At 67.5% G+C, this 14,865-nt stretch carries 14 protein-coding genes and 1 pseudogene; 8 read left to right on the top strand and 7 right to left on the bottom strand.

Annotated features, from left to right (window positions below):
• The 5 genes from QP045_RS21010 to QP045_RS20990 all read left to right on the top strand — a co-directional run.
• A partial coding sequence (locus tag QP045_RS21010; RefSeq protein WP_422516963.1) for a transposase occupies nucleotides 1–258 on the top strand: 258 nt, incomplete at its 5' end.
• 473 nt (nucleotides 259–731) lie between these two features.
• A complete protein-coding gene (proS, locus tag QP045_RS21005; RefSeq protein WP_422516962.1) occupies nucleotides 732–2,264 on the top strand; it encodes a proline--tRNA ligase in 1,533 nt (510 codons plus the stop codon).
• A gap of 145 nt (nucleotides 2,265–2,409) precedes the next feature.
• The gene (rnr, locus tag QP045_RS21000) at nucleotides 2,410–4,665 is read left to right on the top strand and encodes a ribonuclease R (protein ID WP_422516961.1); all 2,256 of its coding nucleotides are present in this window, start codon (nucleotides 2,410–2,412) and stop codon (nucleotides 4,663–4,665) included.
• A 59-nt stretch (nucleotides 4,666–4,724) separates the two neighbouring features.
• Nucleotides 4,725–5,249: a hypothetical protein gene (locus QP045_RS20995; RefSeq protein WP_422516960.1), complete on the top strand. Its 525-nt coding sequence runs from the start codon at nucleotides 4,725–4,727 to the stop codon at nucleotides 5,247–5,249.
• Nucleotides 5,250–5,309: 60 nt separating this feature from the next.
• Entirely contained in the window at nucleotides 5,310–5,618 is a 309-nt protein-coding gene (locus QP045_RS20990; protein ID WP_422516959.1) for a hypothetical protein, read from the top strand.
• A gap of 81 nt (nucleotides 5,619–5,699) precedes the next feature.
• Here the strand turns inward: QP045_RS20990 and QP045_RS20985 are convergent, their stop codons facing one another.
• Together QP045_RS20985 and QP045_RS20980 are read right to left on the bottom strand one after the other, a co-directional pair.
• Complete coding sequence (locus tag QP045_RS20985; protein ID WP_422516958.1) at nucleotides 5,700–5,978, bottom strand: hypothetical protein; 279 nt, start codon at nucleotides 5,976–5,978, stop codon at nucleotides 5,700–5,702.
• Between the two features lie 109 nt (nucleotides 5,979–6,087).
• Nucleotides 6,088–7,830 (bottom strand): ABC transporter transmembrane domain-containing protein, encoded by a 1,743-nt coding sequence (locus QP045_RS20980; RefSeq protein ID WP_422516964.1) that lies wholly within the window; start codon nucleotides 7,828–7,830, stop codon nucleotides 6,088–6,090.
• Between the two features lie 209 nt (nucleotides 7,831–8,039).
• Between QP045_RS20980 and QP045_RS20975 the strand changes: the two genes are divergently transcribed.
• Nucleotides 8,040–9,272 (top strand): polyhydroxyalkanoate depolymerase, encoded by a 1,233-nt coding sequence (locus QP045_RS20975; RefSeq protein ID WP_422516957.1) that lies wholly within the window; start codon nucleotides 8,040–8,042, stop codon nucleotides 9,270–9,272.
• Between the two features lie 52 nt (nucleotides 9,273–9,324).
• On the opposite strand, the gene QP045_RS20970 is transcribed toward QP045_RS20975, so the two are convergent.
• The 3 genes from QP045_RS20970 to QP045_RS20960 form a co-directional block, all read right to left on the bottom strand.
• On the bottom strand, nucleotides 9,325–9,711 hold the full coding sequence (locus QP045_RS20970; protein ID WP_422516956.1) for a YkvA family protein: 387 nt from the start codon (nucleotides 9,709–9,711) through the stop codon (nucleotides 9,325–9,327).
• A 1-nt stretch (nucleotide 9,712) separates the two neighbouring features.
• Complete coding sequence (locus QP045_RS20965; protein ID WP_422516955.1) at nucleotides 9,713–10,189, bottom strand: pyridoxamine 5'-phosphate oxidase family protein; 477 nt, start codon at nucleotides 10,187–10,189, stop codon at nucleotides 9,713–9,715.
• Between the two features lie 241 nt (nucleotides 10,190–10,430).
• A complete protein-coding gene (locus QP045_RS20960) occupies nucleotides 10,431–11,459 on the bottom strand; it encodes a DNA topoisomerase IB (protein ID WP_422516954.1) in 1,029 nt (342 codons plus the stop codon).
• Between the two features lie 111 nt (nucleotides 11,460–11,570).
• Between QP045_RS20960 and QP045_RS20955 the strand changes: the two genes are divergently transcribed.
• Nucleotides 11,571–12,134, top strand: coding sequence for a type 1 glutamine amidotransferase domain-containing protein (locus QP045_RS20955; protein ID WP_422516953.1), 564 nt, complete (start codon nucleotides 11,571–11,573; stop codon nucleotides 12,132–12,134).
• Nucleotides 12,135–12,234: 100 nt separating this feature from the next.
• Entirely contained in the window at nucleotides 12,235–13,179 is a 945-nt protein-coding gene (locus QP045_RS20950; protein ID WP_422516952.1) for a right-handed parallel beta-helix repeat-containing protein, read from the top strand.
• 3 nt (nucleotides 13,180–13,182) lie between these two features.
• Here the strand turns inward: QP045_RS20950 and QP045_RS20945 are convergent, their stop codons facing one another.
• Both QP045_RS20945 and QP045_RS20940 read right to left on the bottom strand, forming a co-directional pair.
• Nucleotides 13,183–14,718 carry a hypothetical protein gene (locus QP045_RS20945; RefSeq protein ID WP_422516951.1) on the bottom strand — a complete coding sequence of 512 codons (1,536 nt, stop codon included), beginning with the start codon at nucleotides 14,716–14,718 and terminating at the stop codon, nucleotides 13,183–13,185.
• A gap of 37 nt (nucleotides 14,719–14,755) precedes the next feature.
• Nucleotides 14,756–14,865 (bottom strand): annotated as a pseudogene (locus QP045_RS20940) (IS5/IS1182 family transposase); the annotation flags it as partial.

Here is a 14,865-nt window from a genome sequence, read left to right as displayed (position 1 = left end):
GACGGTGATGCCGTGCGCGAAGATCTACTCTGCCGCGGTATCCTGCCAATTATCCCACCCAAGGCGAACCGCCGTGAGCCGTCCGCCTGCGACTTCCGGCGCTACAGGGACCGCAACCACGTCGAGCGTCTCTTCAACCGCCTTAAGCAGTCCCGACGCATCGCAACGCGTTACGACAAAACCGCCACGTCGTTTCTCGGCTTCCTCTCGCTCGCCGCCGCCAAGCTGTGGATAACCGACTATGTCAACAGGGCCTAGCCGCAAACCGGATGGCGCGGCGACGCAAGGAAAGGGCGGCGCGGGCGGAGTCGCCGCGCGCCGTCTTGCCGGGCCGGCTCAAAAGGCCGGCGGCTGTTCTACCTTTAAGCCTCGCTAGCCTTCGCTATCGACTTCGGCCGCTGCTGCCGAAGCAACGGCGCCACTTCGTAGCTGCTCGGCTGGAACGGCCACTCGCCGCAATTGCCCCCGCGTCCGCATACCGCCCCCCTTTGCGACTCGAACTATGGTTAACGTACCTTAAATGGGTTAGTTGGCAACAAGATGATTCAAGCAGTTTCATGGATCACTATTTGAAAAGTGCGTCATTTCGGTGCGATCTGTTCTTGGCCGCGACTTCGATGTCCGCCCGGCATCGCTTTCCGCCCGCACGTCTCGCCCGCGCGAGCGCTTCTTTCCCGCCCATGCGCGAGGATGGATGACGCGCGGCTTCGACAACGCTATCGGCGTTTGCCATGAAACACGCGCTCCCCGTCACTCGCGAGGCCGACTTTGCGGCTTGGTACCAGTCCGTCATCACCGAGGCCGATCTCGCGGAGGAATCCGGCGTCCGCGGCTGCATGGTCATCCGGCCTTGGGGCTATGGCATCTGGGAACGGATCCAGCGGCTGCTCGACGACCAGATCAAGGCGACGGGGCACGAGAACTGCTATTTCCCGCTGTTCATCCCGCTGAGCTATTTCGAGAAGGAAGCAGAGCACGTCGAGGGCTTCGCCAAGGAGATGGCGGTCGTCACGCACCACCGGCTGGTGGCGGACGGCAAGGGCGGGCTGGTGCCAGATCCGGAAGCCAAGCTGGAAGAGCCGCTGGTCGTCCGGCCGACGTCGGAGACGGTGATTGGCACCGCCTTTTCGCGCTGGGTGCAGTCGTGGCGCGACCTGCCGGTGCTCATCAACCAGTGGGCGAACGTCGTCCGCTGGGAAATGCGCACCCGCATGTTCCTGCGCACCAGCGAGTTCCTCTGGCAGGAGGGCCATACCGCCCACGCCAGCGCCGATGAGGCGCGTGAGGAGACGCTCAAGATCCTGGAGCTCTATCGTCGCTTTTCCGAGGATTGCCTGGCCGTCCATGTGATCGCGGGCGAGAAGCCGGAGAACGAGCGCTTCCCCGGCGCCGTGGCGACTTACAGCATCGAGGCGATGATGCAGGACGGCAAGGCGCTGCAGGCGGGCACCTCGCACTTCCTGGGCACCAACTTTGCCAAGGCGCAGAACATCCGCTTCCAGAACGCGAACGGCGAGCTTGAGCTGGCGAACACCACCAGCTGGGGCGTGTCGACCCGCATGATCGGCGGCGTCATCATGGTGCATGGCGACGACGACGGCCTGCGCGTGCCGCCGCGGATCGCGCCGTGGCAGGTGGTGATCGTGCCGATGCTGCGCGACAAGCCGGAGGACGAGGAAGTCATCGCCTATTGCCGCGAGTTGCAGGCCGCGCTGGCGCAGCAGGCGGCGCTCGGCGAACCCGTGCGCGCGCTGCTCGACCTCAAGCCTGCCAAGGCCGCCAACAAGCGCTGGGGCTGGGTGAAGAAGGGCGCGCCGATCATCGTGGAGGTCGGCCCGCGCGATGCGGCCGGCGGCAACGTCTCCGTCATCCGCCGCGACCGGCTCTATCGCGAGGACGGCAAGCTCGACAGCGCGATCCTGCCGCGGGACGGCTTCATCGGCGACGTCGGCGCGACCCTGGAGGCGATCCAGGAGACGCTGCACGAACAGTCCCGCGAACGGCTGCGCGCGCAGATCGTGCCCGTGGATGACTGGGCGGGCGTCCAGGCGCATTTCGCCGAGGGCGTGTCGAACCCGGGCTGGGTCGATGTACGCTGGGCGCGTCCCACGGGCGCCGAGCTCGACCAGGTGGTCGAGCGGCTGAAGACGCTCAAGCTCACCATCCGCAATGCGCCGATGGCGCAGACGGGCCATGACGAGGGTCCCTGCGTGTTCACCGGCCGTCCGTCGGTCGAGCGCGTGCTGATCGGCCGCGCCTATTGATGCGGCTGCCGGCCCGGACGCCTGTCCGGGCCGGCGCCTCGGCGAAGGGCGGCCGCGCCAAATCATCGGCCCGAAACGCCTGGCTTCCTGAACTTCCCGATACGGTCATTGGCCTAGTGAGCCCGCGCGCCTATCTTGGCGACACATGACACGTAAACAGACCGCCCCAGGCCTTCCGACGCGCGAGCAGATCCTCGACTTCATCACCACGTCCGATACTCCGGCCGGCAAGCGCGAGATTGCGCGGGCGTTCGGTCTGTCGGCGCAGCAGAAGATCACGCTGAAGGCGCTGCTCAAGGACATGGCGGACGAGGGGCTGATCGACAGCGCCCCCGGCCGCGCCTTTCACAAGATGGGCGGCTTGCCCAAGGTGACCGTGCTGCGCGTGGCCGACGTCGATGACGGCGGCAATGTCTGGGCAGTACCGGAGCGATGGGAGGCGGAGACGCCGCCGCCACGCCTGCGCATCCGCGAAAAGGGCAAGCGTTCGGCGCTTGCGGTCGGCGACCGCGTGCTCGCGCGCACCGAGGAAGCGGGCTCCGGCTGGGTCGCCCATCCGATGAAGACGCTCGCGCGCGGCGAGGAACTGATGCTGGGCGTCCTCCACGAAGAGGGTGGCCGGCTGTGGCTCCAGGGCGTGGAGAAGAAGGAGCGCCGCGACTTTGCCGTGTCCGACGCCGGCGACGCGCGTCCGGGCGACCTGGTACTCGCCGAAAAGGCCGGCCGGCCGCCGCGGATCACCGCGCGGGTGACGCAGCGGCTGGGCGACCCGTTCGAGGCGCGCAGCTTCTCGCTGATCGCCATCCACAAGCATTCGATCCCGGACGTGTTCGGCGAAGACGTGATCGAGGAGGCGGAACGGATCGCCAAGGCGCCGCTGGGTGATGATCGCGAGGATTTGCGCGACCTGCCCATCGTCGCGATTGATCCAGCCGACGCGCGCGACCACGACGATGCCGTCTGGGCCGCACCCGACGACGATCCCGCCAATGCCGGCGGCTGGAAGGCGATCGTCGCGATCGCGGACGTGAGCTTCTATGTGCGCCCCGGTGGCGCGCTCGATCGCGAGGCCCGCAAGCGCGGCAACAGCGTCTATTTCCCCGACCGAGTCGTGCCGATGCTGCCGGAAACCCTGTCGGCCGATGTCTGCTCGCTCAAGCAAGGCGTGGATCGCGCCGCGCTCGCCTGCCACCTGCAGGTGGCGAAGGACGGCAAGCTCAAGGGCTGGCGCTTCACCCGCGCCATCATCCGCGTCGCGGCCAACATCGCCTATGAGGACGCGCAGGCCGCCATCGACGGCGCTCCGGACCTGGTCGCGCCGGAACTGGTGGAGACGGCGCTCCGCCCGCTGTGGGACTGCTGGCGCGCGCTCTACAAAGCGCGTGAGGCGCGCGAGCCGCTCGACCTCGACCTGCCGGAGCGGCGGATCGTGCTCGACGAGAAGGGGCGCATCCTCTCGGTCGCGCCGCGCGAGCGGCTCGACGCGCACAAGCTGATCGAGGATTACATGATCGCGGCGAACGTCGCGGCGGCCAAGGCGCTGGAAGCCCGCAAGGCACCGGTCATGTATCGCATCCACGAGCCGCCCAGCCGTGAGAAGCTGGTCGCGCTGAAGGACTATCTCGAAACCTTCGACATCCCGTTCGCGCTTGGGCAGGTGATCAAGCCGGCGACGTTCAACCACATCCTCGACCGGGTGGGGGACGCGGATTTCCGTCCCCAGGTGATGGAGCAGGTGCTGCGCTCGCAGACCCAGGCCTATTACGGCCCGGCGAACCACGGCCACTTCGGTCTGTCGCTCGGCAGCTATGCGCACTTCACGTCGCCGATCCGCCGCTACGCCGACTTGGTCGTGCACCGCGGCCTCGTCGCCGCCTATGGCCTGGGCGTGGGCGGGGTGGTCGAAGACATGGCGACGATGGAGCGCACCGGCGAGACGATCAGCGCGCTGGAACGCCGCGCGATGGAGGCCGAGCGTGAGACCGTCGACCGCTATGTCGCGGCCTATCTGGCGGAGCATGTCGGCACCATCATGCAGGCGCGCATCACCGGCGTGCAGAGCTTCGGCTTCTTCGCGACCGTCGACGGGATCGGCGGCGACGGGCTGGTGCCCGCGCGGGATCTCGGCCGCGAGTATTTCCGCTACGATGAAAAGGGCCAGCGGCTGGTCGGCGACCACAGCGGGGAGGCGTTCACGCTCGGCCAGCGCCTGCCCCTGCGGCTGGTGGAGGCGAACCCGGTATCGGGGGCGCTGCGCTTCGAACTCGTCGATGGCAAGGGCTCGGCAGGTGGAGCGGGCGACGGACATCGCAGCGATCGCGATTCCGACCGGCGCCCCACACGGGTGCTGAAACGCCGCGGCCGGCCCGGCAACATCCGCCACCAGGGACGCAAGCGCTAGCCGCTTGCTTCCGACCTTCCTACTCGGCACACCCCCGTCGGGGTCGAGGGGGAAGGTAGATGAAGCAGATCATGTGGGCGGCAGCGGTGCTCGTGACGCCGCTGGCGGCGGCTCAGGCCGACGAGCCGGCGCGCCTGCCCGCCACGCTTCGCCAGCTTGAGGGGTGCTGGCAGGGCTCGGGCGAGGTGATGGGCACGCCGGTAACCACCACCGCCCAGGCGCACCCCGTCGCGCTGGGCGCGATCCTCGCCTTAGAAACGAGCAGTGTCGCGACCGGCGATGCGACGGACCGCTACGGCGCGCATCTCGCGTTCGGCGGCGGCAAGGGGGCGGACGAGGTGACCGGCTTCTGGTCCGACAGCTTTGGCGGCAGCATGACGGCGACGGGCACCGGCCGGTTCGAGCCCGGCGGGTTCGAGATCGGCTATCGCTATTCCGACGCCGAGTTCGTCAACCGCTGGCAGATCGACGACGCAAGGCTCGGTTGGGTCATCGTCGCCCGGGACGGCAAAGGCGTGGAGAAGCCGTTTGCAAGCTACACGCTGCAGCGCGTGTCCTGTCCGGTAGCGCCCGCCAACCCATAGCGGCCATCATTTAGACGCAGTCGTCCCGGAACCTGCCTGTTCCCGAGCCTGGAGGCGCCGATGCTTCTGTCGCTGCTTCTGTCTCAGGCTTCGGCCGCCGCATCCCAGGCGGCTCCGCAGGATATGCCATCCGTCGATCTGCGCGCCGCTACCCGTGAACTCGACTGTCCGGAGTCGCGTATCGAGGCAGAAGTGGTCGTCTGCGCCAGTCGCGACGGCAGCAACCCGAACCGGCTGCCGTTGCTGAGCGATGACGACCGCGATCCTCAGTGGCGCCTCCGCCTCGGCCCTACGACGGTGAAGCCGGAGATGAAAACCGACCGGTTCGGCCTCGCGACGCCCACCGTGGGAGCCACGGTGCCCTTCTGAACAGCGTGCCGATGCCGGCTAAGCTGCTGAGGCAGCCAACTTCGGCTATTTCAGGCTCCAGTCGACGGCCCCGGCCAGCGCTCAGTCAAATTGCCCGGGAGGTGCGGTCCGCGAGCGCGCTTCACGCGCGACCTCGGCCGCGTCCCGGTTCTCATTGTCGAACTGCGCCCATTCACGGGCGCTGCGACAGACCGACCGCGACGGCATGATGCTGCCGGTCCTCTCCATGCGGCGACAGACCTTCTTCTCCGTCTTCGCGGTGGTCGTTCCGGCAGCGACGGGATCGGCGGCCTTTTCCTGCGCCCAAGCAGCTCCAGTAGTCGCACTGGCCAGCAACAGGGCCGAGATGATCGCGCGCATTCCGTGACTCCGAAAGATTCGGAGGAGGTGTATCGAAGTAGCTGCGTCGCTGAAAGAGTGCGCGTCTTAAGGTCTGAAAAATACTCGAAGAATCTTTTCTGTGGCGGCGCTAGTCGGCGTGGCTGAATTGCAGCGAAGCCAGCCGGGAATAAAGGCCGCCGGCTGCGCTCAGCTCGGCATGGGTGCCGCTCTCGACGATGCGCCCCTGATCCATCACGATGATCTGCCCTGCCGCGCGCACGGTGGCGAGGCGATGGGCGATCACCAGGGTGGTGCGTCCCTTCATCAGATGCTCCAGCGCATCCTGCACCAGCCGCTCGCTCTCGGCATCCAGCGCCGAGGTGGCCTCGTCGAGCAGCAGGATCGGGCTGTCGCGCAGCAGCGCGCGGGCGATGGCGATGCGTTGGCGCTGGCCGCCCGAGAGGCGCGCGCCGCCTTCGCCCAGGAAGGTGTCCAGGCCGTTGGGGAGGGTGCGCAGGAACTCGCTCGCATTGGCCGCGTCCGCGGCTGCCCAGATGGCCTCGTCGCTGGCGTCCCAGCGCCCGTAGCGCAGGTTGTCGCGCGCGGAAGCGCCGAAGATCACCGTGTCCTGGGGCACCATGGCGATGCGGGCGCGCACTTCGGCAGGATCGGCATCGCGCACGTTCACGCCATCGACCGACACGACGCCGCTCTGCGGGTCGTAGAAGCGCTGCAGCAGCTGGAACAGCGTCGACTTGCCCGCGCCGGACGGGCCGACCACCGCCACCGTCTCGCCCGGAGCCACCTCCAGGGAAAAGTCGCTCAGCGCGGCGGCGTCGGGCCGGGTGGGATAGCGGAAGTTCACATGGGCGAACGAGACCGCGCCCAGCGGCGGCTGCGGCAGCGGCACCGGATGCGCAGGGGCCCGGATCTCCGGCTCCTGCGCCAGCAGCTCTGCCAGCCGCCCGGCAGCGCCCGAGGCGCGCAGCAGGTCGCCATAGACTTCGGTCAGCGCGCCAAAGGCCCCGGTCACCAGCGCCGCGGTGATGACGAAGGCGGTGAGCGCGCCGCCGCTGGTCCGGCCGGAGGCGACGTCGCTGACCGCGTCCCAAAGGATCAGCGTGATCGCCCCGAACAGCAGCCCGATCACCATCGCGGTCATGATCGCGCGCGTACCGAACCGGCGGCGGGCAACGCCGAAGCCGTCCTCCACCGCAGACTGGAAGCGGGCGGCCTCGCGGTTCTCCTGGCCGAACGCCTGCACGATCTTCATCGCGCCCAGCGTTTCGGAGGCGATCGCGCCAATGTCGGCAATGCGATCCTGGCTCGATCGCGACAGCTTGCGCACGCGCGAGCCCATCCAGATGATCGGCGTCACGACCAGCGGAATGCCGATGATGAGGTAGGCGGCAAGCTTGGGCGCGAGCGCGAACAGATAGATGACGCCGCCGATGCCGATCAGCAGGTTGCGCAGCGCCGTCGACACGGTGGTGCCGACGATCTGCTCGACGATGGCGGTGTCTGCCGTCAGCCGGGACGCGATTTCGGAAGGGCGGTTCTCCTCGAACCAGCGCGGCGGCATGCGCAGCAGGTTGGCGTGCACCGCGGCCCGCATGTCGGCCACGGTCCGCTCCCCCAGCCAGGATACGAAATAGAAACGTCCCGCCGTCGCGAACGCCAGCGCCACCACCACGAACAACAGGCCCTGGAAATAGCCGCCGATCTGCGAGAGGTCGGCGCCCGCCGAGAAACCATTGTCGACCACCTTCTGGAAGGTGCGCGGGATCCACAGCGTCGCCATGGCCGCGACCAGCAGCGATACGAGCGCGGCGGCCAGCTGCAGCTTGTACCGGATCGTGAAGCGCCACACGAGCTTGAGCGCGGGCAGCATGCGCGTGGTCGGCTCGGTAGGTGCGGCGGATTGCGAGGGCTGGGAAACCATGCCGCCCGACTAGCGCGAACTGCGGTCGGGCGAAACCTCTCCACGAAGCTGTGCGTTCCACGCCCGAGACACGCAAGATTTGCCGCCACGCGGAAGCGGCTTATATCGTGGAACGAGGTGCCGTCCTGTGCGGGCGTGCTCGCGAAGGACGTTTGTTGATGTTGTACGATGCCTATGAATTCCAGCGGTCGATGCTGGCGGGCGCCAGCGCGATGGCGAATTTCGGCGCGGGCCTGCTCCAGAACCCGGCAAACCCCTTCTCCTATTTCGGTGGCGGCCCCGTGCTGGGTTCCGCGCTTGAGGTGTTTGCCCATGCCGCGGCCCCGCGCGGCAAGCCTGCGTTCGGCCTCACCAGCACCATCGTCGACGGCAAGGAAGTCGCCGTCCGCGAGGAGGTGGTGCTGCGCAAGCCGTTCGGGCAGCTCAAGCACTTCGTTCGCGAAGGCGTCGTCGGCGGGCCCAAGCTGCTGATCGTCGCGCCCATGTCCGGCCATTACGCGACCCTGCTGCGCGACACCGTGCGGCGGATGCTGACCTCGGCTGACGTCTACATCACCGATTGGCGCGATGCGAAGATGGTGCCGCTGTCGGACGGGCGCTTCGATTTCGACGACTATGTCGATTACGTCGTGGAGTTCCTGGCCGCGATCGGCGCCGAAGGGGATCCGCGCGCCCATGTGCTGGCGGTGTGCCAGCCGTCGGTGCCGGCCTATGGCGCGGTCGCCACAATGGGTCGCGATCGCCACCCCAACCGCCCCTACACGCTGAGCATGATGGGCGGCCCGATCGACACGCGGGAGGCGCCGACTGCGGTCAACACGCTCGCGACCGAGCGGCCGCATGTCTGGTTCGAACAGAACGTCATCGCCACCGTGCCGATGACCTATCCGGGGGCGGGCCGCCGGGTCTATCCGGGCTTCCTGCAGCTGGCCGGCTTCATGACCATGAACCTCGGCAACCACATGGTTTCCCACTGGGAGATGTTCAAACATCTGGTCGAAGGCGATGGCGACAGCGCAAGCGCGACCAAGGATTTCTACGACGAATATCGCTCGGTCTGCGACATGACGGCGGAATTCTACCTGCAGACCATCGAACTGGTGTTCCAGACCCATGCGCTGCCCAAGGGGACGCTCACGCATCGCGGTCGTCCCGTCGATCCGGCGTCGATCACGGACACGGCGCTCCTGGCGATCGAGGGCGAGCGGGACGATATCTCCGGACTGGGGCAGACGAAGGCGGCGCTGACGCTTGCCTCCGCGCTTCCCGACGAGATGACGCAGTATCACATGGCCGAGGGCGTCGGCCATTACGGTATCTTCCACGGCTCCAAGTGGCGCAACCGGATCGCGCCGGTGCTGGAAGGCTGGATCGCCCGCCACGGCGGCTGATCCGTTCGGAAAAGGAGATCCCCGGCGCGCTTCGCGGCGGCCGGGGCAGGGCTCAGTCCCAGGCGACGCGCGCCCAGTGCCACGCGGCCCAGGCGAGCAGCGCCCACAGCGCAACCACCATCGCCAGCCCGGCCAGCGACACCGGGCGGCGGGAGGCCGCCTCGGCCGTCGCGCGGTGTTCGACCAGCAGCGCCGGCGGCACCATCCGCGCGATCAGCCACAGGCCGGCCGGGATCAGCAGGGCGTCATCGACCAGGCCCAGTACCGGCACGAAGTCCGGCACCAGGTCGATCGGCGACAAGGCATAGGCGGCGATCACCAGCCCCAGCAGTCGCGCGGCGGGCGGTGTGCGGGGATCGCGCACCGCCAGCCACACCGCATGCGCCTCCACCCGCAGGCGATGCGCGAGCGAGGGGCCCAGGAAGCGCCGCGCGCGCAACCTAGAGCGTAACCCGCGTGTGGCTTCCGGCTTCCTCGTCATAGATGGTGTTGCCCGTCAGCATCTTGAGCTTGCCGGTAATGCTCTGGTCGTTTTCCCAGATCTCCGCATCGGCAAGCTCGAAGCGCAGCATCAGCAGGTTGGGGTCCTGCCTGCCGCCCTCGTACCAGGCCTCGACCTGGTTGTTCCAATAGCGGTCGATCACCGCGGGGTCGGTCTCGGTCTTCAGCGTGCCGCGCAGCGACGCATAGAGATCGTGGTTCTTCGACACGAACTGCACGGTCGCGGGCCCTCCCGCCGCCGCGCGATTGTCCTTCCTGGTGTAGAACCAGAACTCGCTGTCGGCATCCTCGTCCAGCACGGCGTACATCGGCTCGAAGTGCTCGCGATCCGTCGTGGTGCCCAGCATCACATAGGGGCTGGCGGCCATCGCCTTCCACATCTCCTCGCGGATTTCCTTCGGGCTCTTGTCCGGCATCGTCGTCCTCCTTGATTGCTTTCGGCAGGGACAACGAGCGGCGGCGCGGCGGTTTCCACGCCGCGCCGCAGATCACGCCGGGTTGTGCTTGGCAAGGCCATGCAAGACCAGCACGCGGATGCCGAACTCCTCCGGATGGCCATCGAGGAGATCATGACGAGCCAGTGCGTGGCGTAAGGCGCTACGCGGATCGCAAGCCTTCGCCGCTCGGCGGAAGGGCAGCGGCCAGCAGATCTCTCTTTTACGCCGCCTTGAGACTGGTGGGGGTCGCCGCGAGTTCTTCTTCGATCTCGGCCTCCAGGAAGGCGATCAGGCCGCGTTCGGCGCGGCTGAGGTGGCGCTTGGCGCGCGGCAGCCGCAGGGTTTCGCGGAATTCCGCCTGACCCTGCTTCACCAGGTCGATCACGCGCGGATGGACGTAGGACTTGCGCGCGATCGCGGGCGTGTTGCCTAGTGCTTCCACCACCGGGCCCAGCATCGTCTTGAGGCTGATGTCGTGCGCTGCGGTCGCCAGCGCTTCGAACGCGAGCACGCTCGCACCCCAGGTGCGGAAATGCTTGGCGGTGTAGTTCGCGCCCATCGCCTCGCGGATGTAGCAATTGACGTCGGTCGAGGTGACGGGATGGGTTTCCCCGGCGGCATCGACCCAGCGGAACAGATGCTGCCCCGGCAGGTCCTGGCAGCGCTTCACGAACCGGATCAGCGACGTGTCGGTCACGGTCAGGATCCGCATCTTGCCGGACTTGGCGCGATACTGGAGCTTCAGCCGGTCGCCCTTCAGCGTCGCGTGGCGCTTGCGCAACGTCGTCGCGCCGAAGCTCTTGTTCTCCTTGGCATAGCCCTCGTTGCCGACGCGCACGCGGCCCAGGTCGAGCAGCCGGACGACGGCCGCGACGGCGCGCTCCTTGTCGAGCTTGCGATGGCGCAGGTCCGCCTCGACCTTTGCGCGCAGCTTGGGGAGGAGGTGCCCGAACTGGGCGCAGCGGTCGTACTTCTCCGCCTCCCGCGCCTCGCGGAAGGTGGTGTGATAGCGGTACTGCTTCCGGCCGCGTTCGTCATAGCCGATCGCCTGGATGTGGCCGAACGGGTCGGGCGAGAACCAGGCATCCCGGTACGCCGGGGGAAGGCCGATCGCGTTCAGCCGGTCGATCTCGTCGCGGTCCGTGATGCGGGTGCCGTCCGGCGCGAAATACCCCCAGCCATGCCGCATCTTGCGGCGCGTGATGCCCGGCTGGGCATGGTCGATGAACTGGATTTCCCCGCCTGCCATCACATCCTCTCGATTGTCGCTTCCAATGCGCCGCTCGTCGCTTCGTTCCGGAACCGCGGTGCCGCCGGCTGGTTCGATCCCGCGTATTCCCAAAAACATAGGAGGCTTCGAATGGCAGACCTTGGCGATGCGCGCGTGCTGATCCTGGCAGCCGACGGGTTCGAAGAATCGGAGTTGTTCGATCCGCGGCAGGCGCTGATCGATGCCGGCGCAACGGTGACGCTGGCGTCGATCAAGACCGACCCGATCCAGGGCGTCGTCCACGACAGCGAGAAGGGGAAGGAGATTACGCCGGACCTCGCGCTGGAGGACGTCGACATCGATGACTACGACGCCCTGCTGCTGCCGGGCGGCGTGGCCAATCCGGACGCGATGCGGATGCAGGAGCGGGCGGTCGAGATCGTCGGCGAGTTCATGGACGAGGGCAAGATCGTCGCCGCGATCTGCCACGCGCCCTGGCTGCTGGTGGAAGCCGACGTCGTCGACGGACGCCGAGTCACCAGCTGGCCATCGCTGCGCACCGACCTGGAGAATGCCGGGGCGGAGGTCGTCGACGAACAGGTGGTGATCGACGACAACCTCATCACCAGCCGCAAGCCGGACGATATTCCCGCGTTCAGCCGCGCGCTGATCCACGCGCTGGAAACAGACCTCCAGGCCGATACGAACGACTGACCCAGATCGGGACAGGGCGGCCGCGGGCACTGCCCCGGTCGCCCTGCTCTGATACAGATGGCCTGCGGCGGCACGGGGCCGCTGAGCCAAGGGGTCCAGCATGCGCCTGTCCGCCGCCGTCGCCACGTTCCTGTCGCTCTCGATCGCCGCCGCCACGGCGCCGCTTGCCGCCCAATCCGGCGGGCGCTTCACCGTGGAGGAAACGGGACGCAGCTACGCCCGCCTGCAGGAGGCGGTGGACGCGATCGGGGAGGCGAACGGCACCATCCGCATCGCGCCGGGCACCTATCGGGAGTGCGCCGTCCAGCAGGCCGGCCGCGTCGCCTATGTCGCGGCCGAGTTGGGGCGGAGCGTGTTCGAACGCACGACCTGCGAGGGCAAGGCCGCACTGGTCCTGCGCGGCGCCGAGGCGCGGGTCGACGGGCTGGTATTCACCCAGTTGCAGGTGCCCGACGGCAACGGCGCGGGCATCCGCATCGAGAAGGGCAACCTCTCCGTCGTCAACACCCGCTTTATCGACAACCAGTCCGGTATTCTCTCGGCGAGTGATCCTGCCGGGACCATCACCGTCGACCGCTCGACGTTCGCAGGCCTGGGCAAGGACCCGACCGGCAATGGCGCCCATGGCATCTATGTCGGCGGCTATGGCGCGCTGAAGGTCACGCGTTCCCGGTTCGAGCGCGGCACCGGCGGCCATTACCTCAAGAGCCGCGCGCCGCAGGTGACGGTCGTCGACAACAGCTTCGACGACACGGCGGGGCAGGGCACCAACTACATGATCGACCTCTCCAACGGCGCCCGCGGCGTCATCTCCGGCAACAGTTTCGCGATGGGGGCGAACAAGGAGAATTACTCGACCATGATCACCGTCGCGCCGGAGGGCGCGCAGAACCCGTCGACGGGCCTGGTCATCGAGAACAACCGCGCCTGGCTCGCCCCGGCCTTCCGCTACAAGACGACCTTTGTCGGCAACTGGTCCGGCGACAAGGTGACGCTGCGCAGCAACCAGTTGGGCGACCGGATAACCCCCTACGCCGACCGCTGACGCTCAGGCCTCCAGCCGCGATCCCAGCCGGTTCGTGAGATATTCGAGACACGCAATCCGGCGCCACAGCCCGCTGTCGGTGATCGCGGCCATTTCGAAGTAGCGGCGCATTGCGGGAAACTGCGGGTCGATTACCCGGTCCATATATTCGGGCGAGAGCAGCCCGCCATGCTCGTCCCCCATCGGGCGAAGCCGCCGCTGCACCGCATAGCTGTGCTGCCGCACCCAGGTGGGTCGGATGCGGGAGGACCATTCGTCAAAGCGATGGCGCAGGCTGGGCGGCCCGGCAAAGTCATGGCCATAGGCGGAGCCATGCCGTGCAAGGGCGGGGTCAATCGCCGCCAGAAGTCTGGCTTCGAAAGCGCCGGCGTGCTTGGCCGACATCGGCAAGGTTAGGGCCGTCGCCACGACGCGATGGTCGAGGAAGGGCATGGAATAGGCGCCATGCTGCGCTTCCAGGCTGATCTCGCGCCCGAACAATGCCCGGCAGCGCACGCGGGGATAGGCTTGCTCGGCATGCGTTCGCGACATTCGCGTGTGGGCGTCCGGCAGCGCAAGCGCGTCCGCGATCTTGTCGGCGATCCGCGCAACGAACGCGCTCCCGTCGAACCTATCGGTGACATCTCTGGAGGTGAAGCGCGCGAAGAAGCTGCGGGCGAGAGTGCTTGCGGTAAGCGGTCGATCGGGGAGCAGGAAAAAGTCGCGATATACCTCGCCGCACCCGCCTGATGCGGCGAGGGCGCCGCCCGCATGCCGCAACACCTGCGCCGCGGCATGACCGCCGTTGTCAAAGATGTTCCCGAAGGTCGGCAAGCCGTCGAACTGGTGAAAGTTCGCTTCTACCTGGGCCGGGAAAGCATCAGGCGTGATCGTCGCCGCCTGCTTGTCGATCCATGCCACGTCGAAGCCCTCTGCCGCGCCGATCGCCCGGCCGATCCGCACGTCGGCGCTACCCTCGGGCCCATAGACATAGAGGGAAGGGGTGCTGCCCGCCGCCCGCAGCGCCGCGAGCAGCAGCCGCGAGTCGAGCCCGCCAGAAAGCGGGCACTGGATGCGATCGCCGTAGGTGACGACGAAAGGGGCCACCGCCTCGTGCAGCCGCTCCGCATGCGTGACGAGACGGTCGTTCAGAGGTTCGCGGGTCGGCCTATCGGGCAAAGGCTTGGTCGTCGCACGCCGCGTCACGCCATCGGCCGTGAGCTCCAGCACCCATTTGGGTCCCAGCGTCTTCAACTCGACGAACGGCGTGTCGTCTCCGACCGGCACCACGTTGAACGCGTGCTCGTACACCCCCTGAGCGTCGAAACGGACACGGGGCAGGACCTGAAGTGCGGCTAGCAGCGAAGTCGAAAAGAACCGCTGCTCCTGGTCATGGAACAGCTGAAATGCGGCGAAGAAGTCCCCAAACAGGAATGCGCGTCCGCCTTGCCGCACGACCGCGACGAACTCTCCGCCGACCCGCGACCAGTCCAGCTTCGGCAGCCGGGTCTCGCGCAGCAAGGTCGCCAGCGCCGGCTTGCCGATCCGACCGTCAAACACCAGCGTGCCGGCAACGGCGACTAGGGTTGAGACTCATTCAGAGCCAGAACGCGATAGCTGTTGCGAGCGCGACGCCTGAGAGGAAGTTGGCCGCGAGCTTGTCGTAGCGGGTAGCGACGCGGCGGAAGTCCTTGAGGCGGCAGAAGG

It is taken from the genome of Sphingomonas sp. 3-13AW (assembly GCF_049311085.1).
Lineage (GTDB): Bacteria > Pseudomonadota > Alphaproteobacteria > Sphingomonadales > Sphingomonadaceae > Sphingomonas.
The sequence above is the reverse complement of the archived record's forward strand: the minus strand, read 5'-3'. Positions and strand labels throughout refer to the sequence as shown.